We start from the raw sequence: 21,902 nt of genomic DNA on the forward strand, positions 1-21,902 counted from the left end.
AATGGGGGGACTTAAAAAATATAACAGGTAATAAAGGAAGGGACATAGGATGTGCCTCATAAAAAAAGACGGTGAACATATGCCGCGCAGCAAGTCTGTAGCGGTTATTGGATTGGGATACGTAGGTCTTCCCCTTGCAGGCTTGTTTGTAAAAAAGGGCTGCTACGTAGTTGGAATTGACCTGGATGGCCGAAAGATTAAACGATTGAACGATAAAAAAAGCTATTTATCCGATCTGGAAGACCGGGAAATTGCTGCCCTAATGGAAAGCGGGCGATTTACCCCGACGACTGATTATGCTGCCGTTCAATCGGCAGGCAGTGTGATTATATGCGTGCCGACTCCTCTGCATGATAGAAAGCCTAACCTATCCTACATCGACTCCGCCATACAAAACATGCTCCCCCACCTGCAGTCAAACCAATTAATTATTTTGGAGAGTTCGACATATCCCGGAACAACAGAAGATTATGTGAAGCCTATTCTGGAAAACGGAACGTTTACAATAGGGGAAAATCTGTTTCTTGGCTATTCACCGGAGAGGGTGGACCCCGGAAATAAAGAAATGTCCATTGCGCAAATTCCCAAAATTATTAGTGGTGTAACAAGCATGTGCTTAAAACGAGTAGATGATTTGTATAGCGCGGTATTTAAGGAAGTTGTCCAGGTGTCTTCACCCCGGGTGGCGGAGTTTTCAAAAATGATTGAAAACAGCCAGCGGTTGATTAACATTTCCTTTATAAATGAAGTGAATTTGCTTGCCAACAAGATGAAGGTCAACCTGTGGGAGGTTATTGAGGCGGCAAAGACAAAGCCGATGGGCTTCACTCCTTATTATCCGAGTGCCGGTATAGGGGGGCACTGCATCCCTGTCGATCCGTTTTTTCTGTCGTGGGTAGGAATGCAGGAGGGAGTTCCCCTTACAATGATTCACCAGGCCGGCCTTATTAACGATATGATTCCCCATTTTATTGTCCATCGGGTAGCCGATCTTTTGTCTGCTAACAGTATCCCCGAACAGGGGGCAAACATCGGCGTTATCGGTCTTACGTACAAAAAAGATGTGAATGATATTCGGGAGTCGGCTTCGCTGAAAGTAATTGAACTGCTGCAGCACAGGAGAATGAAGGTGTCGATACATGATCCTGTCTACTTGGAGGATGTCCGGCAGGGAACGGAACGCTTCTCATTAACTGCAAAGGAATTAGGCGGATTTGATATCACCCTCATTCTTGTTGATCATTCCTTCGTAGATTGGAAGCAGGTTGTCAAGCATAGCCGCCGTGTCATTGATACGCGTAATGCAACGAAGCATTTATCGGATGCTCGCATCGTTCGTATTTAACCGGATAGGTGGGGGGAAACAATGAAAGGGTGCAAAATCTTTTTTTTAGACCACCGCTCTAACTATATTAATAGTTTGGGTGACGCGCTGGGTCAGCTGGGCCATCAGATTTTTTTTCAATCATCATGGCGAATAGAGGAGATAGAGCAAGGGATTTCTCATTTTAAACCGGATATTTTAATTACCGCAGGATGTGACAGCCCGCTTTACGTTCCTTCCATCGATTCACTTCCGGATATCTGTCGGAAATATGGCGTGTTTCATTTGTACTGGGCAACGGAAGACAAAATTCACCACGAAAGATGGTCTCTTCCTTTTGTCCGGAGGGTTCAACCAGATTACGTATGGACGATTCATCCTGAATGTACCGAAAGCTATCAGGCAATTAACATTCCTGCCAGCTATTTAAACTTCTGCTTCAATCCCCGCCTTTTTCCGGCAAAATCTCCTTCCAACGATGAATATTATGACATCTCCTTTATTGGTACGACTCATCTTAGCGAAAAGACATACCGGTACGACAGCTTGCGCCAACTGCTTATCCCCCTTGTGAAATCGAATATCCGAACAGATATATGGGGATACGGCTGGGAAGAGGAACAAGACGTTATCGCCCGGCACTTTGAAGTTGAGATTCCGCAGGAATGGATACATGGCTTTCTCCCCTACAAAAATACGGCAGAAATTTACCATAAGTCAAAAATGATCCTGGGTGTGCAGAATGCACTGGATCAGGTTACGCAGCGAACGTTTGAAATTCTCGGTGCAGGGGGATTCATGATTGCGAGCAAAACACCCGAGCTGTGCCGCCTGTTTTCAGATGGCATAGACATTGTGTTATCAGGTGGTCCGGAAGAGACAATCGAGCTTGTTTCGCATTATTTAGCACAGCCGGAAAAAAGGCAGGAAATCGGCGAAAGGGCCCGGGAAAAAGTGCTTCAAAATTATACGTATGATCGTCAACTAAAGAAAATATGGCCGGAACTGGAGAAGGCTATTTTAAAAAAGAAGGTGAGTTTCTAAATGATTCCGTTGGTTCATTTGCAAAGGCAATTTCAATCAATAAAAGCTGACATCGTACGGGAGATGGAAAATGTAATTACAAACGGCCGCTATATACTTGGACCTAAAGTAGCCGAATTGGAAGAAAAGATTGCCCATAGGTTAGGTGTCAGTGAGGTTGTTTCCGTAGCGAATGGCACAGATGCGCTTGTTCTCACGCTCGAAGCCTATGGAATTGGAGCGGGTGACGAAGTGATTACCACGCCCTTTACCTTTTTTGCTACAGCAGAAGCGATTTCGCGGGTAGGGGCTACTCCTGTTTTTGTGGATATTAATCCTGACACGTACAATATTGACGTAAGCAAAATAGAAGAGAGGATCACAGCTATAACAAAGGCGATCCTTCCTGTCCATCTTTTCGGCCAGCCGGCTGATATGGATGAAATCAATCAGATCGCGCGCAAGCATGGCCTTCGCGTCATTGAAGACGCGTGCCAGGCTTTTGGCGCTGCATATAAAGAGCGCCCGGTTGGAAGCCTGGCAGACGCTGCATGTTTCTCCTTTTTCCCTACGAAAAACTTAGGGACCATGGGAGATGGCGGAATGATTACGACATCAGACGGAGAGCTCGCCGCAAGGATTCGTAAACTCCGCCACCATGGCAGCACAAAAAAATACTACCATGATTCTATCGGGTCCAATAGCCGTTTAGATGAATTGCATGCCGCTATACTGCTGCTCTGTTTACAAAAAATAGACAGCTGGAATGAAAAAAGAAGAGAGTTAGCTGAAAGGTACCATCAAAAGCTGCACAATCTATCCTTTCTGCACATTGCCCCCGCAGAACGGGATCGGACACACATTTACCATCTTTTCTGTGTTGAGAGTTCCAGGCGGGACGAAGCAATCAAATGGCTGACCCGCCACCAGATTCAGAGCGGTGTTTATTATCCGTGCCCGCTTCACCTTCAAGAAGTGTATTCCAATCTCTCGTATAAGCCGGGTGATTTTCCTGTAACAGAGAGAATGTCTGAGCGGCTCTTGGCGCTGCCGATGAGTCCTTTCCTGCTGGAAGGTGAACAGGATTATATTATCGAGACGCTGCGCCGTTTTGGGGGTGAGTAGAAATGGCTGTGCGTTTTGGACTGATTGGATGCGGAAGAATTGCCGAACGGCATATCCGAACGTTATCCCGGTGCCAGGGAGCGGAACTTATTGCTGTTAGTGATATTCAGGAAGAGAGAATGAATGAGGCGGAGCATTTATACAGCACGCTTACGAGTGAAAGTAAACCCATTCACAAATACGCAGATTACAGCAAATTGCTTCTCAATCCAGATATTGACGTGATTGTCATTTCAACGCTGTCCGGCCTTCACGCATCCATTACGAAACAGGCGCTTCTCATGAATAAGCATATCGTGCTGGAGAAGCCAATCGCGCTTTCATTGAAAGATGCGAACGATATTATCGAACTTGCACAGGATAACGGACGGCATGTTCTAGTATGCCAGCAGCTTCGCTACCGGCCCATTATGTGTGAAATCAAACAGCTAGTGGACAGCGGAGCAATAGGAAAAATATATCTGGGTGTTGTTACCATGCGGATCCAGCGCTCCCCCGAGTATTATTCAGCTGCCCCCTGGAGGGGGAGTTGGGCAGAAGACGGTGGAATGCTCATCAACCAGGGGATTCATTTTATTGATTTATTGCAATGGTTTTTAGGGGATGTGCAGCAAATTTATGGAGAGATGACCAGGGGAGCACTTCCCAAGCAGACGGAGGATGTGGCACTCGGCATTCTTACCTTTAAAAACAAAGCCAAAGGGGTTATTGAAGCAAATTCGATTACGTACCCGAAAAATCTGGATAACGCCATTTCCCTGTTTGGGGAAAAGGGCACCATTTCCATTGGCGGAGCTTCCTTTGATAAAATCTACCGCTGGTCTATCGCGGATCATCCGGAAACAGAAGAGAGCTTAGAGCAGCTTTTGCAAAACCGGGATGAGCATTACTATATGTATGAAGATTTACTTCACGTTCTCGCAAAGAAGAAGAAACACGTCCTTGTTGATGCCAATGAGGGTAAGCGGGCCATTGAAACGATTTTTGGCTTATACCAATCAGCCATTACACGTCAGCCTGTACCACTGCCCCTTCCCTCGTTTTCAACGAGTAATATGGCAGGGGAAACAGGGTGGTTTTTATGAAATATGGCAATGTACTTGTTACAGGCGGCGCTGGATTCCTTGGTTCCCAACTGCTGCAAAGGCTTGTGACTAAAGCGAAGCACGTGTACGTAATTGACGATCTTTCCACAGGTAATCGGGCATCGTTGCCTAAAGCCGCTAATCTTACGTTTTACGAAGATAGCATCACGAATGAAAAGCTGCTTGAGACAGTGCTTCCTAAAGTAGAATGGATTTTCCATCTGGCCTGCCGTAACCTTGTTTTATCAGCACAAGACTTACGGTCAGATTTAGATGTGAACTTGCTTGGCGGCTTTTTGCTGCTGCAAAAAGCGAAAGACTATTGCCCGAATTTAAAACGATTTGTTTACACCTCTACCGCTTCCGTATACGGTAATGCTTCGACAATCCCAACGCCTGAATCCTATTACCGCATTACCCTCCCTTATTCAGCAAGCAAGTTTTCCGCCGAACATTACTGCCAGGTGTTTTATCATATGTATAACCTGCCTGTCACCATCCTTCGCTTCTCCAACGTATATGGTCCTGGCCAGCTTTCATCCAATCCATACTGCGGTGTTATCGCTAAGTTCTTTGAAGCGATTATGTCCGGTGATCCTATCATTATTTATGATGACGGGACACAGACAAGAGATTTTACGTTTGTTGAAGATGCTATCGATGCTGTCATTGCGGCCAGCACACATCCAACAACAGTGGGGAAAGTTTACAACATAGGTACAGGCACAGAAACGAGGATAAACCAGTTAGCCGATACAGTTATACAGATTATGGGGTATAAAGCATATCCAACACGTTTCCTTCCAGGGAGAGAAGTGGATAAAGTCTACCGGCGTGCAGTAGACCCAACCGCGCTTCAAACAGATATAGCATGGTCTGCCCGTTATTCTATCCAGGAAGGAATTGCCAAGACGTATCATTGGCTTAAAGGAGGGGGGAGTGTGTGAAGATTTTCCATGGAATTATTGAAATTGCAGGGCAGATGGGGATCTTGAGCGGTGAGCTAAAAAGAAGGGGACATATTGCCGTTGGGTATAACACCTTCCATTCTTATTTAGGCTACCGGGATCACTTGATTAACACAAATGTCATAGAAATCGAAAACACGTATCACCACCTCATCAACTTCTTTGATTTATTTCATTTTCACTATGCAAGTTCTATGATACCTGATTTTTCTGACCTCGCATTAATTAAAGACAAAGGAAAAAAAATGATCATGCACCACTGGGGTAACGATGTTCGATTTCATGAACAGGCACGAATAAACAACCCTTATGCATATACCGGGGATTCCCCGCCCAATGAGGTTATGGATAGGAAGCTGTCAAAGATTAGCCAATATATTGATGAAGCCATTGTACAGGATTACGAAGTGCTTGCTTATGTAAAACCGTATTACAAAAAGGTTCATATTCTTCCGATCGCTATCGATTTAAAGCGATTCACCCCCTTATTTCCATCTACAATGCAAGAAAAACCGCTTATTGTTCACGCACCTACCAACCCGGCTTTTAAGGGAACTGCCCACATTGAAAGAGTAATTGAAAAGCTTCGTGCCACGCATGATTTTGAGTATCGCCGTATCGAAAAAATGAATCATGAGCAGGCAGTTATGCTGTACAAAGAGGCCGATATTATTGTTGACCAAATCCTCTGCGGATCGTATGGGCTGCTTAACGTCGAATCAATGGCTCTCGGTAAGCCTGTTGTCGCTTATATTCGCCCGGATCTTATTCCATCATTTCCATCAGAGCTGCCTGTCATTAATGCAAATCCGGATACGATCTATGAGCAGATAAAAATGCTGCTCGATAATCCTGAACTCCGATATGAAAGGGGGGTTGCAGGACGAATATACGCAGAAAAATATCACGCCATTGATGTAATAGGCGATAAGCTGCTTGCCATTTATTCTGAATTACAACGGTAGAGGAGGGGACATCGGTGTTACCTTTTGAAAAAAGTATGTTTTTTATCCCGAATCGATTGTACACCAGCAGGGATGAGATGTATGTATCGTTTAATATTGCGGACATACCAACGGATATGCAGATAACAGCAATGGTGCTGCATGTACCTATCCCGGATGCTGCCTTTTTTTCTCAAATAACGTTGCAGGAAATTACAGCCGGATGGGATGAGGGGTTGATGCGAATAGGATATAGACCGCCTCTGGCCGCTGTAATTGAACCGACAGAACCGATACGTTCCGGTGAAGACGCAACGTTTGATATAAAAGAGCTTGAATATGACTGGCGGTTTAGAAGCCTGGAAAACCATGGAGTATATGTGAAGTTTTCTAATGCGGAAGGCACGGTGTGCAGCGAAGAAAACCCGCCTTATCTTCTTATCACAACAACATAAAGATGAAAAAAGGCCCTGTTTCTTACCGAAACAGGGCCTTGACGTGGTGTCCATTTTTTCTTCTCTTATTTAGTATTTTATTTCCGGGTAGGAAATCTTCGTGTATAACCCTCTGATAAACGTATATAAACGGATATAATCGACAAATCGTGTCTGGTATATTTCTTTCATTATTTGATTTGGAAACTGATAGACGATAATTGACTCCTTCATATAATTGTTTTTTTCCGGAAGACCTAAATTCAGATAATCCAGCAGGTGGGTATCGCTGTATAGCAATCCCTTGCCAAAGGTAATCTGCAACCCTGTGTGATAGAATTTAGAGAAATGGGAAGCATAAGTAATCCATTGATAATCATAGCTTGTATTGCCGTAATAGTTAGGATTAATAGCGGTTACGTCAAACCCGAGTTCTTTCCAGGTTGTCACCCCGTACGAACCATAATTAGGAAGCCACATACTGTATAAACCTTTCGTTCTAATATAGCCATTTACCCGTTTAACGAGCTCTGCATCATACGGATCGATAGCTTCTCTTTGCCAATGAAAACCGCGGAAATTCAGCTTACTATGGAGGGAAGTTTCCGCTTTCCAGCGGTCTAAGAATCGGTCAATCCACCATGTGACAGCGATGTACCTGTGATCGTCTGATTTAAAATTCAGGTTTTGATTTTCTATAACTCCAAAATTATCTTGGGGCGGATATGGATAAGGAATGGATACCCATACATCAAGGGGGGACTTCGGGGAGGTTAGAAGGAGCGCTTGAAAGTTTTGCTCCGGTGCAAACAACGCTTCAATCCACTGCAGCCAATCGATATGATCGGCAGGCTTCCCAAACCCAACGTAGAGCGGATAAATAAAATAGCCTTCCCTTATGGAAATACTATTAAAGATAAAACCCCCAAACATTCTGTCAATTCCTTTTCCGTTAATCATATAAGAAACATACGGTTGTAGATCAGCGGCATTCCAGGACTGTTTATCTCCTGCTAATAAACCTCCGCATGGCAGCATACAAATATGATTTTGAATCGGGGAATCCGTGGAAGACAAGTAGCCTAACGGTGATGTGTTTAACATGCCTATGTCACACCTTCCAATGTTAATATTCTACTTGTACAGCATATGAAGGGCAGAAGGGATTCGTATTTATCTTTTGGCCTAATTTTCCTTTTCTTGCCTAATTTCCTTTCAGTGAATGACGGGTTGGCATAAGACTGAATACATCATAGTAAAGGCTTCCTTCGAGGGGGAATCAGTGTGCGGATTGTTCATGCACCAACGGAGATAGCAGGCCAGATGGGGATTCTTTGCCATGGGCTACGCAAAGCAGGGATGGAGGTAAATGGATATAACTGGTTTCATTCCTATATTGGATATAAAGAAAATATCATGAATACAGATGCGTATGAACTGGCCAAAATCGTCGACCCAATTATTCAGCACTGCGATGTTATTCATTATCACAATGGAAACACGATGGTCGCTAATTATAACGATTTACCTTATGCTGCAAATACCGGAAAGAAACTTGTCATGCATCACTGGGGTAACGATGTACGCACTTCAAAATGGGTTAAAGAACTAAACCCCTACCCTCTTCCCTCCAGCTACCTGTCCGATGAAAGCATCCATCATCAGCTTGTCTTCTTTTCTCGTTATATCGATACCGCTATTGTTCAAGACTACGAGGTGTATCCATACGTACGTGATTATTATAAAAATGTGTGTGTTCTTCCGTTAGCATGCAGAACGGAGCGATTCACACCTGTTTTTCCATCGCCGGATAATTTGCATCCTATTATTATTCATGCCCCTACCAACCGCGAATTTAAAGGATCGGCCCATGTTGAACGGGCGATTGAACAAGTGAAAAAAGAATCTCAATTTACGTATATAGCGATAGAAAAAATGAGTCATCAACAGGCTCTGCAGGCTTATTCCGCCGCCGATATTATCATTGACCAAATTATGTGCGGCTCATACGGCGTACTCAGTGTAGAAGCGATGGCGCTGGGAAAAGTGGTTGTCGCTTTTATAAGAGAGGATGTTCGCAAAGAAATGCCGGAAGATTTGCCGATCGTTATCGCAAATCAGGATACTCTGCACGATGTATTGAAATATTTAATCATGAACCCCGAACTGCGCCATGAGATAGGAAAAAAAAAGCCGGGAGTATGTAGAGAAGTATCATGCTGTTGAAAAGGTAACGGCTAACTTACTATCCATTTACCGGCAACTCTAGTTTCACCGAGGATGTGAAAAGGGTGAGTACAGAAAAAAAGAAAGTAATTCATGCACCGCTGGAAATTGCAGGCCAGGTAGGATTACTGTGCGAATTTTTACGAAAGGCAGGCTATCATGCCACCGGGTACAATTATTACACTACGTACTTAAACTATCAAAAAATTATGAACGTCGACGTATTTGAACTTATGAAAATAATAGAGCCTGCAATCGAATTCTATGATTTGTTTCACTTTCACAACGGGTATACATTTATCGACGACTACCGGGATATTGAGATGATAGGCAGCAAAGGAAAAAAAATGATTATGCACCATAGAGGAAATGACGTGCGTGCGAGAACCCTGGCTGCCAGAGGAGCAGGCTATGTGAATCCTTATGTGAATGCGGATTGCTCTTTACCAGACGAGCAAATTCATGAGAACTTACTCCGTTTTTCAAAAACAATGTCGGCGGCCATTGTTCAGGATTTCGAGCTCTATTATTACGTTATCGATTATTATCGGGCCCATGGGAAAAACGTGTATGTTTTGCCAAGGCTTATTGATACATCTGTTGTTCTCCCTGTTTATACAGCGGAAAGAAAGGAACCTCCACTCGTGATTCACGCTCCTACCAATCGTGATTTTAAAGGTTCAGCTATTATAGATGCGGTAATCGAGCGGCTCCAAACAGAGATACCGTTACGGTACAAGAGGATCGAGCAAATGAGCCACGAGGAAGCACTGCAGTTATATAAGAAAGCCGACATTGTTATTGACCAAATTCTCTGCGGAGCGTATGGGAATTTAAGTGTGGAGGCGATGGCGCTCGGTAAACCTGTTATTTGCTATATACGGCCCGATTTGGTTTCTCTTTATCCAAAGGATTTGCCCATTGTTTCAGCAAATCCTGAGACTTTATATTATGTGTTAAAAGAACTGGCGCAAGATAAAGAACACCGCATTCACCTTGGCCGGCAGGGGCGAAAGTTTGTAGAGGCGCACCATGAAGCGTCAAGGGTTATTCAGCAGCTGCTGAAAATTTATGAGACGGTACTAAGCCAATAAAAGCTGGGAGGAAATTAAGTTGCCCCATGATCCCTCAATCGTGTTTGGGAAAAATGTCGTTTTAGGAGAACATGTTGTGATTGAACCGGGTGTGTTGGTTGGAGATAATGCTGTAATTGGAAATTATGTCGTGATAAAAAAGGGAACCGTTCTCGGTAATGATGTAATGATTGGCGACCTGGTCGTACTTGGAAAAGAGCCGGCGTCAAGTAAAAAAATGGCCCGTAAGCCGCAAAAAACACTTCCTCCCCTACATGTTAAAGACAATGTGAAAATCGGATGCAATACGGTTATTTATTGCGGTGTTGTATTGGATAATGATGTGCTGGTCGGCGATTTAGCAAGCATCCGGGAAGAGGTCTATGTAGGCCAGTCAAGCATTATTGGACGCAATGTTATCGTAGAGCCGAATACAACGATCGGAAGCCGTGTGACGATACAGACGGGAAGCTATATTACTGCAGATATGGTTATTGAGGATGAAGTATTCATTGGTCCCTGCTGCTCCTCCTCCAACGACAAATATATGGGAATGGGGAATTTTAAACACCAGGGACCGATAGTAAAACGGGGGGCTAAAATCGGAAATAACGCTACGCTCTTGCCCGCAATTACAATCGGAGAGAAGAGCATTGTAGGCGCTGGAACCGTTGTGACACGCGATGTTCCGGCGGGGAAAACGATTGTCGGAAACCCCGGCCGGCTGTTGCCATAAGAAAAAGGAAAGAGTGAGGCAAATGAAAATCATTCATGGTCCTATTGAAATTGCCGGTCAGATGGGAATTCTTTGCGGGGCTTTAAAAGAGATGGGCCACCATGCATACGGGTACAATTACTTCCAAACCTATCTGCAATACAAAGAAAACATTATCAACTCCGACCTATTTGAAATCGGAAAAATTGCGGGGGACGTTATTAATTATTTTGATATTTTCCATTTTCATTATGCTTCAACATTCTTACCCGATTATAAGGACCTGGAACTGTTAGCCCGGATCGGAAAACCTATCATTATGCATCACTGGGGAAATGATGTACGTAAAACAAGCATTGCCCTGCTAAACAACTCCTATGTATATACAGGTGATTCTCCCTCTGAGGATGAAATCGATAGGAAGTTGACAAAGATAGGGAAGTTCGCTTCAGCGGCGATCGTACAGGATTATGAAGTGCTTCCGTATGTGGCTCCTTATTATAAAAAGGTGTTTGTCCTGCCACTGGCTCTTAACCTTACGAGGTTTATCCCAGCCTACCCCGAGCCATTTAACAATGTACCCCTTGTTATACACGCTCCAACAAACCCGGAATTTAAAGGCACAGCAGCAGTAGAAAAGGTAATTAAGGAGCTTGAAAAGGTTGCGACTTTCCAATATAAGCGTATAGAGAACATGAGTCACGAGGAAGCTGTCAGGTTGTATAATCAAGCTGATATTATTATTGATCAAATATTATGTGGTTCTTACGGCCTGCTCAGTGTCGAAGCAATGGCACTGGGCAAACCTGTTATTGCATTTATTCGGGATGACCTGGTATCGGGCTATGAAATAACACCGCCTATTTGTAATGCAAACCCAGATACCCTCTATACTGTATTGAAAGATTTGCTATCTTCGGGGGAAGTTCGGCGGCAAAAAGGCATGGCGGGCAGGAAATTTGTAGAAAGCTATCATGACAGCCGCCTCGTTGCGAAGCAGCTCGTTACGATATACGGTAATCTCTAATCCTTCAAAAAGCAGCGAATTGGACTCGGCCAATCTGGCTGTTTTTTGTTTGTTTTCCTATTTTTTAGGCAGCAGCCTTATCCCTAATCATGGGACGTTTTCATACGATAAAAGAAAGCGAAATGAAGAAAGCGGGATTCCTACGTGAAAAATAGAGAACAGGTTGTTCGGACGGTTCGTAAATTTAACATCACACCCAAGGAAGTTCACTTTATCAAATCAGGTGTATACCGCCTTGTCACTTCCACCGGCCGGGCGTACTGCTTGAAGCGTATGAGATATTCCCCCGAGCGTTTGCGCTGGATGGATGAAGTGTTACAGATGGTTCAAAAACAAGGTTTTTCCGCACTAGCCTGGAGAAATCCAAAAACGAGAGCAGGAAAGACTTTATTTGTCAGGGTTGGCCAGAAACGGCACCCTTATATTTTAACACCATGGATTCCCGGATGTACGCCTGAACCGGATGCTGCCGGGCAAATGTACACCTGTGCGGAAGCACTCGCCCGGTTCCACCATGTGGGGCGAGGCATTGATATTCCTTCACACGGAGCGACCAGCCTTCTTGGCGAATGGCCGCGAATACTGGGAGCAAGGGCAGAACTTCTGAAGCGCCATGTGAAAAAAGCGAAGGAAAATTCCGAGAGGGCAGGGGTAAACGAAATACTGCGGGAGCACGGGGAATGGCTAATCGGGCGAGCCGATCATGCCCTTGATATACTTGCACGTTCCGATTATACCGAGCTTTGTGAGAAGGCGGGAGAAACCGGTTCCCTCTGTCACGGGGACAGCGGCCCGAAAAACTTTGTTATCGCACGTTCAGAACCTTACCTCATTGATTTTGAAACCTTGCGAATTGATTTGCGCGTGTATGATTTGTTCCGCCTCGTTCGGCTGGCATGCAAAAATAAAGGGTGGGAGTTTTCCATCGCCCGCAATATCCTTGATGGGTATCAGGCCGTATCTGAATTAGTGCCGGCTGAATATGAGCTTCTGCAAGTGTGGCTGCAATTTCCTCATAAAGCCTGCAAGCTCCTTGCTTCTTATGAGAATGCGGGACTCAAGTACCGAAAACAGCTTGAGCAAAAGCTTGAGAAATCAATAAAAGATGAGCAGCATCTTCCCGCGTTCTTCAAGTACTATGATGACTACGCAAACAAGGAGTGACGGGCATGCGGTTGTGGATTCTGACAAATGAGTATAAGCCTTACATTATCGGCGGGCTTGGCATTGTTGCGACCAATCTCACAAAAGCGATGTCAGCGCAAAGCGGAACGGATATCACTGTATATTCCGGACATTCTTCTCACAAAGCAAGTGAGGAACAGCGAAACGGCGTCCGAGTGGTTCGCTTTCCCCGCACCATGCCGTACTTTTCAAAGAACTACCGCGCCTTCCTCCCCTCCGCCTTCTCAGGCTGGCTGAGAAAGAATAGAGGGAGCGCGCCGCAGCTTATCCATGTGCATAGTGTGCAATTTGGAGAGACGGCAGCGTACTTGAAAAAGAAATATAACGTTCCCGTAATCTATACGTGCCATTCCCTTGTTACGATTGAAAGGAAGGCATCATTGAGGGATGCGGCCGCAAAGAGGCAGGAGAAACTGCTTCAAGTTGCCGATGCCATCGTCGTTCCGAGCGAATGGCAGCGAACCAAAGTAAAACAGTATTATCCGTTCTGCAACGATAAACTGCACGTGATTGAGAATGGGATCCAGATAAAAAAGACGGGAGGAAGCAGGGGCGCCTCTCGCTACAAGCTTCTTTATATCGGCCGGCTGGTCCGGTCCAAAGGGATTGAGGAACTGCTTCATGCCGTTTCACTTCTGGCGAAAAGTAACAGCCGTGTAACGCTTGATGTTGTAGGAAGCGGATCACCCGCCTACTCCTGGCGGTTGAATGCACTGGCCCGAAAATACGGAATAAGCAAGCGGATACGGTGGCATGGCTTTCAGAAACCCCAGGTGGTACAGAAGTTATACTCCTCCTATGGGGCTGTTATTGTTCCCAGCCGCCATGAATCATTCGGCCTTGTAGCGCTGGAAACGCTGGCTCATCGGGTCCCTTTAATCGCTACGCAGGCAGGCGGGCTTTCTAGCTTTGTAAATGCGGAGGTGGCGGAGGTCATTCCGACAGTATCAGGCCCATCCATTGCGGGCGCAATCCACAGGGTGTGGAAGAACAGGGAGCTTACTAAAAAACGGGTGGAAGCGGGGTACCGTTCGGCCCTTCAATACGATTGGACCAGGGCGGCTGCCGCTTATCAGAATTTGTTTCTATCTTATTTGCCGGCAGGGAGGGGGCAGGATGAACGAACAGGAATGGAAGCTTAAAGAAACCTGGAAAGCAAAGCGGCAGGGCTATGTCTGGATTGTTGAGAACCGGGAGGGGGACCGCGGTTATTTTAAATTTACGACAAGAAGCCAGTGGTATTATGCCGGGCCCATGGTGGCAAACGAATGGGTTGCGGCAGCGCTCGCAAGGCAGCTCGGTTTTCCTGTAGCAAGGCTTGAAATCGCAGTTGTCCGGGGACCGGACGGGCGCGTGCGGAAGGGAATCGTTTCGATAGAAAACAAGGCTGCTGAAGTCGTAACGTGGCGTAATGCGGGTGAAGAGATTCGTAAACTGCCGGAGAAGTATGTGAATCAAATGGATTACCTGTGCGGGCTTGTTGTTTTTGATGCCTGGATTGCTAACATCGATAGGGCGATGGGGAAAAATCTCATTCTTTACCGGAATCAGACGGACGAGAAATATAATTGGTACCTTATCGATCACGGGCATGCTCTGTATGGTTCGCCACGGAAATGGAAGAGAGGAAAATGGGATGCTCCCTTATGGCAAAAACTGTGGCGTTTTTACCACGTACCGCAAGGGCTGCTTCGCCTGCAGTCCTCTCTTCCTGCACTTGAGTCTATGATTAAGAGGATAGAGAGCCTGGATCGGACGCAGATTGATGCTGCACTGTACAGCGTGCCGAAGGGCTTTCTGAAAGAAAAACAAAGAATATTTATGAGGCGGATGCTCCTGCAGCGGCAGAAACAAACAGGAATGATGATGAAACGCTGGCTCGCTTATAAAGGAACAAAGGAATATAACAACAAGGAAACGGGGAGGTGATTGGTTTGAAGCTGCTCATCATAGCGCCCCCCATGCATCCGGTCTCCTCAACAACTGGCAGCTCAGTGGAAATCGCCATTTACCAAATCGCAAAGCGAATCTCTCGTTCCCATGAAGTAACTGTGCTCGGCAGGAAGGGTGAGAGATTACCGGCTTTTTCGCGGAGAAGGAACCTCACATTTGTAAGAGTCCTTCCGGGGAATGGCTACGTAAGGAGAGCGATTCGTTATGCAAAGAAAGGCCAATTTGACTGCATCCAGGTAGAAAACCGCCCGAAGTACATCCTTGATTTACGTGTCCATTTCCCCTCGACGCCTCTTATTCTTGTTCTCCATTCCTTCACCTTTTTAGATGCGCTTCCGATTGAAATAAGAAGAACAGTTATTCAGCAGGCAGACGCTATCATTTGCAATAGCCATTACGTGCAGGAAGCGTACAAACGGCAGTTCCCCGATAATGCGCACAAGTTTCACGCGATTCACCTGGGCGTGGATGTGACCCGCTTTTCCTTCCCTGGCATGGCCAGAAAGAATCGGGAATTATCGCGTCACTCCCTCGAACGTACGTTTAATATTCTATATGCAGGCCGGGTTGTCCCGCGCAAAGGCGTCCATATTCTTATCAAAGCGGCTGGCTATGTGAGAGAGAAATATCCTTTTGTACGACTCCTCATTGCCGGTCCGTGCAACAGTGAGAAGTATAAAGCCCGGCTTATGGCGGAAGCGCAGCGCTGCAGAGTGCCTGTCCGCTTTATTGGTCCGGTCAAGCCGCACCGGATGCACAAAGTATACTGGCTTGGAGATTGTTTCGTCTGCCCTACACAATATGAGGAGGCATTTGGCCTTGTGAACGTTGAAGCAATGGCGAGCCGGCTGCCCGTCATCGCCTCCAGACGGGGCGGAATTCCGGAAATCATTGACGAACAGACAGGAATTCTCGTCGCGGATTATCAGGATCCGGCAGCTTTTGCCCGGGCCATTGAGAGAATTATTACGATGCCGACGTTTGGAAGGGTGCTGTCAAAAGGGGCGGAGAGAAAAGCTGCCCAGCAATTCGACTGGGACAATGTATCCGGGAGTTATGATCGCTTTTATTCCGGCCTTCTTGCACAAGGCGCCGAGCTGCAGCTAGTTAAGGGAGAATCGGTGGGTGAGGCGATCGAATGCGAAGAAGCGATGGAGCCGGAAGAAACAATGCCGGTGGAAGCTGGAGGGGAAGAAGAGCAGGAGCAGGCCGTTTCGGATTTGGATAATCCGGCAGCCGAAACCGGGGAGGAGGAAGAAGTCTAATGGAGAAACGAAGGCGTTCATTGCTACACCCTGCGGCCCTATGGTAAAATGAGTTGCAGCTTTACTTGGGGAGGGGAAGCACTTTTGTTTAACTTCGATTTGGATACGCTTCTTTATCGAATTATCGCCTTTGTGATCGCATTTGCTATACATGAGTGGGCGCATGCATTCGTTGCCTATAAGCTGGGGGACAACACAGCAAGGGACCAGGGAAGGCTGACGCTAAATCCGATTAGCCATGTCGAGCCTCTGGGCATGCTGATGATTTTATTCGGCCCGTTCGGATGGGCAAGGCCCGTACCGGTCAATGCTTTTCATTTTAGGGGGAACCGGCGTCTTGGCATGGTATATGTTTCTGCGGCAGGGCCTATTATGAATTTGATTCTTGCCGTTGCTTTTCTGGAGCTTGGTGTGCTGCTATCCCATTCGTCGGTTGTTTCCGGCTGGCCGGATTGGGCCTGGACACTCGTTAGGGACGTAATTGGATGGAGTTTTAATATAAACGTGGCACTCTTTGTATTTAATTTATTGCCCGTTGCCCCGCTGGACGGATCGAAAATCCTGCGGTATATCCTGCCGCGCAGGTATGATCACTTTTTTGAAAGAATGGAACCGTATGGAACTTTTATTCTCCTGCTCCTCATTTTTATTCCGGCTTTTGGGGCGCTTATTCTTTACGGGCCATATAGATGGGTCCAGCAAGCAATTTACAATATTATCGTCTGAGAAAATAGAAACAGAAGGGGAGGCTTTCAGTGTCGCTCGATATAAAACTGGATACGTTTGAGGGGCCCTTGATTTACTGCTTCACCTGATTGACCGGGCTGAGGTGGATATTTATGATATTCCAATGGTGGAAATCACTGACCAATATATGAGTCATTTGTATGTTATGCAGCAGCTGCAAATCGATGTTGCGAGCGAGTTTCTTGTAATGGCCGCAACCCTGCTGGCTATTAAAAGCAAAACGCTGCTCCCGCGCAGGGAGGAGCCGCTTTTTGACGATATAGCTGATGATTTCTATGACGAGAACGATCCGCGCGAAGAACTCGTACAGCGTTTGCTCGAGTACAGAAAGTATAAAGGGCTGGCGGAAGCCTTCCGTGAAAAAGAAAGGGAACAGAGCCAGGTATACACCCGTCCTGCGGAAGATCTTACGCCCTTTATTTCTCCGGAGGACGACAATCCGATATCCAATGTGACGATTTATGATCTGGTAGATGCGCTGCAAAAAGCACTGAAGCGCGTCAATCGAAAGGGATTAACCGCGAAGCTGCACCGCGAGGAGATTTCATTAAAGGATCGAATGGAAGAAATCAAGAGCGTGCTTGCTATAGCGGGAGGGAAAGTCCGGTTTTCCGAGCTGCTTGAGAACGCTTCCTCGAAGGTGGAAATTGTAACTTCCTTTCTTGCCATACTGGAAATGATGAAGAAGCACACGATTCATTGTGAACAGGATGGGTTATTTAAAGAAATTGTCGTGTTACTAGCGCAGGGGGATGTTTCATGATTGATGTAGAGCGGTTAAAAGCAATTGTTGAGGGGCTGCTGTTTGTAGCGGGGGACGAAGGGATTGAAGCCAAACAGCTCGCTTCCATTCTTGACCTTGAGGTGGACGAGGTCATTGCTTTAATGGATGAAATGAAAAAGGATTATCGGGACCAGCAGCGGGGACTACAAATTGTAGAAGTCGCCCAGGCATACCAATTTACGACCCGGCCCGAGTTTGCCGAGTATTTCGAGAAGATGGCGCAAACGCCTTCCCACGCTACCCTGTCGCAGGCGGCCCTTGAAACGCTGGCCATTGTTGCCTATAAACAGCCAATCACCCGGCTTGAAATCGAAGAAATTCGCGGCGTGAAGTGTGAAAGCTCGATTAGCCGGTTAAATAGCAAGAATTTAATCCGGGAAGTAGGACGGGCTGAAACGATAGGGCGGCCTATATTGTATGGAACGACGAAAGAATTCCTTGAATATTTTGGGCTGCGCAGCCTGGATGAACTGCCGCCACCGCCTGAATTCCCGGCGGATGAGGAAGGATTTGATGAAGATTCTTACCTGTTTGAGCGGAAAACCTAAAAGGCGGAAGGTGTAAAAGTGACTTTTTACATCCTCCGCCTTTTTGCGTTTTTCTTTCCGGACAGCCTGTCATAATTACAAGGATAAGCCATATACATGTACAGATAAAGACGGAGAGAATAGATACTTTTCGATACGGTAAGGGGGATATGAGTGAGAAAACTCTTTCTGCTATTGGCCGCCGTTATGCTCCTTATGCCTCAAACCGGGTTCGCCGCAGTGGCCAGCATGCCTGCGATATCGGCAGAGACGGCTGTGTTAATTGATGTGCAATCCGGAAGAATGATTGCGGAAAAAAACGGGGACAAAAGAATGAGAATTGCCAGCCTGACCAAAATCATGACGGCTATTGTCGCGCTGGAGGCGGGACGCAGCAGTGATATCATCACAACATCGGATAGTGCCTACAGAAAGGAAGGATCCTCTATTTATTTGAAAAGAGGAGAAAAAATGAAAATGGAAGATATGCTGTACGGCTTAATGCTCCGCTCGGGGAATGATGCGGCTGTCGCCATTGCAGAGCACGTAGGCGGTTCGGTTGAAGGTTTTGCCCGCCTGATGAATGAGAAGGCCGAGTATATCGGGATGCAATCGAGCCATTTTACAAACCCGCACGGGCTCGACGACAGCAGCAAGCATTATTCCACCGCCCGCGATATGGCGCTTCTTACCGCTTACGCTCTAAGAAATCCCGAATTCAAAAAAATTGTCTCGACCCAGGTGAAATACATCCCCTGGCAGGGGGAGAACTGGGACCGCAAGCTCCTTAATAAAAACAAGATGCTCCGGCTCTACGAAGGGGCGGATGGAGTGAAGACCGGGTATACAAAGCTGGCAAAGCGCTGCCTGTCCTCTTCCGCTACACGCAATGGCCAGCAGCTGGCCATCGTTGTGTTGAACGCACCGCAGGACTGGGACGATTCGATGAAGTGGATGGATTATGGTTTTGCTGCTTACCCCTCTACAGAAGTGCTGAGGGAAAACGAGCGCATTGCAGAAGAGAAAACGGACAAGGGAGTGCTTGCATTATATAGTACCCGCGCTTTCTCCTACCCGCTTACGAAGGAGGAAAAGCAGCAGATTGAGAAAAGGGTAGTGAAAAAGGGGGACGGTTCGAGAATCGTTGAAGTTTTATTGCAGGGACAGGTGATTGGGAGGATGCCGCTTAAAGGTGAGCAGGAGACGCTGGCACAGGCAATCGGCCACCGGATAGAAAATGAATGGATCGCATTCTGGCGATTTACGCTGGGGGGAATGTAGGTGGTTAATTATATCTGGGCGGGCATGATTTTTTTCGGGATACTGACCGCCTTTATTACCGGCCACGGAGAGGCAGTAAATAAGGCGGTGTTTAAAGGGGCAGAAACAGGTGTTACGGTAACATTCGGCTTGATTAGTATCCTCATCTTCTGGATGGGGATGATGAAAATCGCGGAAGATGCGGGGCTGCTAAAGAAAATAGCCCGGCTGCTCGGGCCGCTCGTTCGCTGGCTGTTCCCGACTGTGCCAAAGGATCACCCGGCCATCGGTTATATTCTGTCTAATATGACGGCAAACCTATTCGGTCTCGGCAATGCGGCAACACCGATGGGCATTCGGGCGATGCAGGAACTGCAGAAGCTGAACCCCGACCCGAAAACAGCGACACCTGCTATGTGTACGCTGCTTGCCATCAATACGGCAAGCATGACGCTCGTTCCGACGACCATTATTGGGATACGCTTGAATTACAATTCGGCCAATCCGGCCGATATCGTAGGTACAACCTTAATGGCTACTTTTGTTGCGACCTGCAGCGCGATTTTTATTGACAGGTGGTATCAGCGAAGAGAGAGGAGGCGCTAACGTGTACGCCTTTATCACACAGCTTTCGATATGGGCCATCCCGCTTATGCTGTCCTATGTCCTTGTCTACGCGATTTATAAAAAAGTGCCTGTATACGACTCCTTCATTGCGGGGGCAAAATCAGGGTTTGGGACGGCCATTAAGATTATGCCCCACCTTGTTGGGATGATGGTGGCAATTACGATTTTTCGCGAATCCGGCGCACTCGCCTGGTGCTTAAAGGTGTCCAGCCTATTCTCACCTTTCTTCATTTCCCGGGAGAAGTGCTGCCGCTTGCGCTGCTTCGCCCGATTACCGGTTCCGGCTCGCTTGCCATTACGACGGATTTAATCGCGCAGTATGGCCCGGATTCCTACATCGGCCGCCTGGCGAGCACAATACAGGGGAGCACCGATACGACGCTTTATGTACTGACTGTTTACTTCGGCGCGGTAGCGATACGAAACACGAAGTATGCGCTTAAAGTCGGCCTGCTATCTGATTTGATTGGCGTTATCGCCTCTGTCATGATTGTTTCCCTCGTTTTTGGGTAAACTCTTCTTGCCTCTTCCAAAAAGCGGCGGGAGGGTTTATTTTTGTTGTATCGGGAAATGGACAGGGGTATGATGGTAAAGGAGGCTGAATATAACATGGAAAGATTGCAGAAAATTATGGCCCAGGCCGGTATCGCCTCGCGCCGGAAATGCGAAGAGTTAATTGCCGCCGGGAGAGTGAAGGTCAACGGTCAGGTTATAACAGAGCCTGGGTATAAAGCTGATTTCACACGTGATACGATTGAGGTGGACGGCAGAGAAATCGCGCGTGAAAGCCATGTCTACTACCTTCTAAATAAGCCGGCCGGCTACATTACAAGCGTGACGGATCCCCAGGGGAGGAAGACGGTGCTTGATATTATGCAAGGCATAGAGGAGCGTATCTACCCTGTAGGCCGCCTTGATTACGATACGTCCGGGCTGCTGCTGCTCACAAACGATGGAGAGCTGGCCAACCATATTGCGCACCCCCGGCATGAAATGGATAAAGTGTATGAGGCTGTCGTAAAGGGAATGATTGAGGAAAAAGCCCTTCAAACGCTCAGGCAGGGCGTACTTCTGGAGGACGGGATGACCTCCCCCGCAGAGGCGCTTTGCATGAATAGAAATAAAAGCGAGGGAACGAGTGTCATTCACCTCACGATTCATGAGGGCCGCAACCGGCAGGTGCGCAGGATGTGCGAAGCGGTGGGGTTTCCCGTCATACGCCTTAGGAGGCTGCGCCTTGCTTTTTTAACGCTGAAGGGTGTGGCGGAAGGGGAATACCGCGCGCTGACGCCCGAAGAAGTAGAGCGCCTTCGCCGGGTTTGATGCCCGCTGTAAGACTTTAAAATTACCAGGACATATCAACAATGTCCGAACGTTCAATAACTTCAAACAAGCCATCCTTGTTGTGGACGATAAGAATGACCTGGCTGTCTGTTAGATTGTATAAATCACCTGTTATTACCCGGCCACAGGCGCTGATCGTAATCGTAGCGTGACGCTGCAGCAGAGCGTTCCACTGTGTTTCTGTCGCCACCAACATAACTCCACTCCTTGCTTTCATATAAATAGTTTTATTCGTCTGTATAAGATAAAATTCATTCTACAACGAA

23 protein-coding genes and 1 pseudogene are annotated in these 21,902 nt (G+C 46.7%); 22 read left to right on the top strand and 2 right to left on the bottom strand.

Translation table 11 applies throughout. From position 1 onward, the window contains the following. The first annotated feature begins 49 nt into the window (after nt 1-49). From MBEAL2_RS09015 to MBEAL2_RS09045, 7 genes are read left to right on the top strand one after another with little or no spacing between them, the layout of a single operon-like run. Nucleotides 50-1,345, top strand: coding sequence for a nucleotide sugar dehydrogenase (locus MBEAL2_RS09015; protein ID WP_052947609.1), 1,296 nt, complete (start codon nt 50-52; stop codon nt 1,343-1,345). A 21-nt stretch (nt 1,346-1,366) separates the two neighbouring features. After that, nucleotides 1,367-2,368: a CgeB family protein gene (locus tag MBEAL2_RS09020; protein WP_047151973.1), complete on the top strand. Its 1,002-nt coding sequence runs from the start codon at nt 1,367-1,369 to the stop codon at nt 2,366-2,368. Continuing rightward, on the top strand, nt 2,369-3,472 hold the full coding sequence (locus tag MBEAL2_RS09025) for a DegT/DnrJ/EryC1/StrS family aminotransferase (protein ID WP_047151974.1): 1,104 nt from the start codon (nt 2,369-2,371) through the stop codon (nt 3,470-3,472). Nucleotides 3,473-3,474: 2 nt separating this feature from the next. Next, on the top strand, nt 3,475-4,557 hold the full coding sequence (locus MBEAL2_RS09030) for a Gfo/Idh/MocA family protein (RefSeq protein WP_047151975.1): 1,083 nt from the start codon (nt 3,475-3,477) through the stop codon (nt 4,555-4,557). Next, complete coding sequence (locus MBEAL2_RS09035; protein ID WP_047152050.1) at nt 4,554-5,504, top strand: NAD-dependent epimerase/dehydratase family protein; 951 nt, start codon at nt 4,554-4,556, stop codon at nt 5,502-5,504. Before MBEAL2_RS09030 ends, MBEAL2_RS09035 begins: the two co-directional genes overlap by 4 nt. After that, the gene (locus MBEAL2_RS09040) at nt 5,501-6,490 is read left to right on the top strand and encodes a glycosyltransferase family protein (protein ID WP_047151976.1); all 990 of its coding nucleotides are present in this window, start codon (nt 5,501-5,503) and stop codon (nt 6,488-6,490) included. Before MBEAL2_RS09035 ends, MBEAL2_RS09040 begins: the two co-directional genes overlap by 4 nt. A gap of 14 nt (nt 6,491-6,504) precedes the next feature. Next, nucleotides 6,505-6,924, top strand: a complete 420-nt coding sequence (locus MBEAL2_RS09045) for a hypothetical protein (RefSeq protein ID WP_047151977.1) — start codon at nt 6,505-6,507, stop codon at nt 6,922-6,924. Between the two features lie 69 nt (nt 6,925-6,993). On the opposite strand, the gene MBEAL2_RS09050 is transcribed toward MBEAL2_RS09045, so the two are convergent. Continuing rightward, the gene (locus MBEAL2_RS09050; protein ID WP_047151978.1) at nt 6,994-8,007 is read right to left on the bottom strand and encodes a DUF4855 domain-containing protein; all 1,014 of its coding nucleotides are present in this window, start codon (nt 8,005-8,007) and stop codon (nt 6,994-6,996) included. Between the two features lie 180 nt (nt 8,008-8,187). Between MBEAL2_RS09050 and MBEAL2_RS09055 the strand changes: the two genes are divergently transcribed. From MBEAL2_RS09055 to MBEAL2_RS09125, 15 genes and pseudogenes are all read left to right on the top strand, one after another. Beyond that, nucleotides 8,188-9,129 (top strand): glycosyltransferase family protein, encoded by a 942-nt coding sequence (locus MBEAL2_RS09055; protein ID WP_052947610.1) that lies wholly within the window; start codon nt 8,188-8,190, stop codon nt 9,127-9,129. A gap of 65 nt (nt 9,130-9,194) precedes the next feature. Then, entirely contained in the window at nt 9,195-10,223 is a 1,029-nt protein-coding gene (locus MBEAL2_RS09060) for a glycosyltransferase (protein ID WP_047151979.1), read from the top strand. Nucleotides 10,224-10,242: 19 nt separating this feature from the next. Next, on the top strand, nt 10,243-10,938 hold the full coding sequence (locus MBEAL2_RS09065; protein WP_047151980.1) for an acyltransferase: 696 nt from the start codon (nt 10,243-10,245) through the stop codon (nt 10,936-10,938). 22 nt (nt 10,939-10,960) lie between these two features. Then, nucleotides 10,961-11,944: a glycosyltransferase family protein gene (locus MBEAL2_RS09070; protein WP_047151981.1), complete on the top strand. Its 984-nt coding sequence runs from the start codon at nt 10,961-10,963 to the stop codon at nt 11,942-11,944. Between the two features lie 144 nt (nt 11,945-12,088). Further along, a complete protein-coding gene (locus tag MBEAL2_RS09075) occupies nt 12,089-13,108 on the top strand; it encodes a YutH/CotS family kinase-like spore coat protein (RefSeq protein ID WP_047151982.1) in 1,020 nt (339 codons plus the stop codon). A gap of 5 nt (nt 13,109-13,113) precedes the next feature. Further along, the gene (locus tag MBEAL2_RS09080; protein WP_047151983.1) at nt 13,114-14,271 is read left to right on the top strand and encodes a glycosyltransferase family 4 protein; all 1,158 of its coding nucleotides are present in this window, start codon (nt 13,114-13,116) and stop codon (nt 14,269-14,271) included. Beyond that, entirely contained in the window at nt 14,246-15,058 is an 813-nt protein-coding gene (locus MBEAL2_RS09085; protein ID WP_047151984.1) for a HipA family kinase, read from the top strand. Before MBEAL2_RS09080 ends, MBEAL2_RS09085 begins: the two co-directional genes overlap by 26 nt. A 5-nt stretch (nt 15,059-15,063) precedes the next feature. Next, entirely contained in the window at nt 15,064-16,347 is a 1,284-nt protein-coding gene (locus tag MBEAL2_RS09090; RefSeq protein ID WP_052947611.1) for a glycosyltransferase family 4 protein, read from the top strand. 48 nt (nt 16,348-16,395) lie between these two features. Beyond that, nucleotides 16,396-17,073 carry a site-2 protease family protein gene (locus tag MBEAL2_RS09095; protein WP_047151985.1) on the top strand — a complete coding sequence of 226 codons (678 nt, stop codon included), beginning with the start codon at nt 16,396-16,398 and terminating at the stop codon, nt 17,071-17,073. A 103-nt stretch (nt 17,074-17,176) separates the two neighbouring features. Further along, a complete protein-coding gene (locus MBEAL2_RS09100; protein ID WP_236692736.1) occupies nt 17,177-17,857 on the top strand; it encodes a segregation and condensation protein A in 681 nt (226 codons plus the stop codon). After that, nucleotides 17,857-18,426: an SMC-Scp complex subunit ScpB gene (gene scpB / locus MBEAL2_RS09105; protein WP_047152052.1), complete on the top strand. Its 570-nt coding sequence runs from the start codon at nt 17,857-17,859 to the stop codon at nt 18,424-18,426. The genes MBEAL2_RS09100 and scpB overlap by 1 nt, the downstream gene beginning before the upstream one ends. A 153-nt stretch (nt 18,427-18,579) precedes the next feature. Next, entirely contained in the window at nt 18,580-19,686 is a 1,107-nt protein-coding gene (locus MBEAL2_RS09110; RefSeq protein ID WP_369405485.1) for a serine hydrolase, read from the top strand. Then, nucleotides 19,687-20,271, top strand: coding sequence for a nucleoside recognition domain-containing protein (locus MBEAL2_RS09115; protein ID WP_047151986.1), 585 nt, complete (start codon nt 19,687-19,689; stop codon nt 20,269-20,271). A gap of 1 nt (nt 20,272) precedes the next feature. Then, a pseudogene (locus tag MBEAL2_RS09120) lies at nt 20,273-20,805 on the top strand (spore maturation protein). Nucleotides 20,806-20,901: 96 nt separating this feature from the next. Beyond that, nucleotides 20,902-21,615 carry a pseudouridine synthase gene (locus MBEAL2_RS09125; protein ID WP_047152054.1) on the top strand — a complete coding sequence of 238 codons (714 nt, stop codon included), beginning with the start codon at nt 20,902-20,904 and terminating at the stop codon, nt 21,613-21,615. Between the two features lie 22 nt (nt 21,616-21,637). Here the strand turns inward: MBEAL2_RS09125 and MBEAL2_RS09130 are convergent, their stop codons facing one another. After that, nucleotides 21,638-21,826 (bottom strand): hypothetical protein, encoded by a 189-nt coding sequence (locus MBEAL2_RS09130; RefSeq protein WP_152667739.1) that lies wholly within the window; start codon nt 21,824-21,826, stop codon nt 21,638-21,640. Between the last annotated feature and the right edge of the window lie 76 nt (nt 21,827-21,902).

Source organism: Aneurinibacillus tyrosinisolvens (genome assembly GCF_001015055.1).
Lineage (GTDB): Bacteria > Bacillota > Bacilli > Aneurinibacillales > Aneurinibacillaceae > Aneurinibacillus_A > Aneurinibacillus_A tyrosinisolvens.

Excerpts from the sequence above, each read along its gene's own strand:
- MBEAL2_RS09015 (WP_052947609.1), top strand. The coding sequence starts at position 50 with ATGTGCCTCATAAAAAAAGACGGTGAACATATGCCGCGCAGCAAGTCT.
- MBEAL2_RS09020 (WP_047151973.1), top strand. The coding sequence starts at position 1,367 with ATGAAAGGGTGCAAAATCTTTTTTTTAGACCACCGCTCTAACTATATT.
- MBEAL2_RS09025 (WP_047151974.1), top strand. The coding sequence starts at position 2,369 with ATGATTCCGTTGGTTCATTTGCAAAGGCAATTTCAATCAATAAAAGCT.
- MBEAL2_RS09030 (WP_047151975.1), top strand. The coding sequence starts at position 3,475 with ATGGCTGTGCGTTTTGGACTGATTGGATGCGGAAGAATTGCCGAACGG.
- MBEAL2_RS09035 (WP_047152050.1), top strand. The coding sequence starts at position 4,554 with ATGAAATATGGCAATGTACTTGTTACAGGCGGCGCTGGATTCCTTGGT.
- MBEAL2_RS09050 (WP_047151978.1), bottom strand. The coding sequence starts at position 8,007 with ATGTTAAACACATCACCGTTAGGCTACTTGTCTTCCACGGATTCCCCG.
- MBEAL2_RS09070 (WP_047151981.1), top strand. The coding sequence starts at position 10,961 with ATGAAAATCATTCATGGTCCTATTGAAATTGCCGGTCAGATGGGAATT.
- MBEAL2_RS09080 (WP_047151983.1), top strand. The coding sequence starts at position 13,114 with ATGCGGTTGTGGATTCTGACAAATGAGTATAAGCCTTACATTATCGGC.
- MBEAL2_RS09085 (WP_047151984.1), top strand. The coding sequence starts at position 14,246 with ATGAACGAACAGGAATGGAAGCTTAAAGAAACCTGGAAAGCAAAGCGG.
- MBEAL2_RS09095 (WP_047151985.1), top strand. The coding sequence starts at position 16,396 with ATGAGTTGCAGCTTTACTTGGGGAGGGGAAGCACTTTTGTTTAACTTC.
- MBEAL2_RS09125 (WP_047152054.1), top strand. The coding sequence starts at position 20,902 with ATGGAAAGATTGCAGAAAATTATGGCCCAGGCCGGTATCGCCTCGCGC.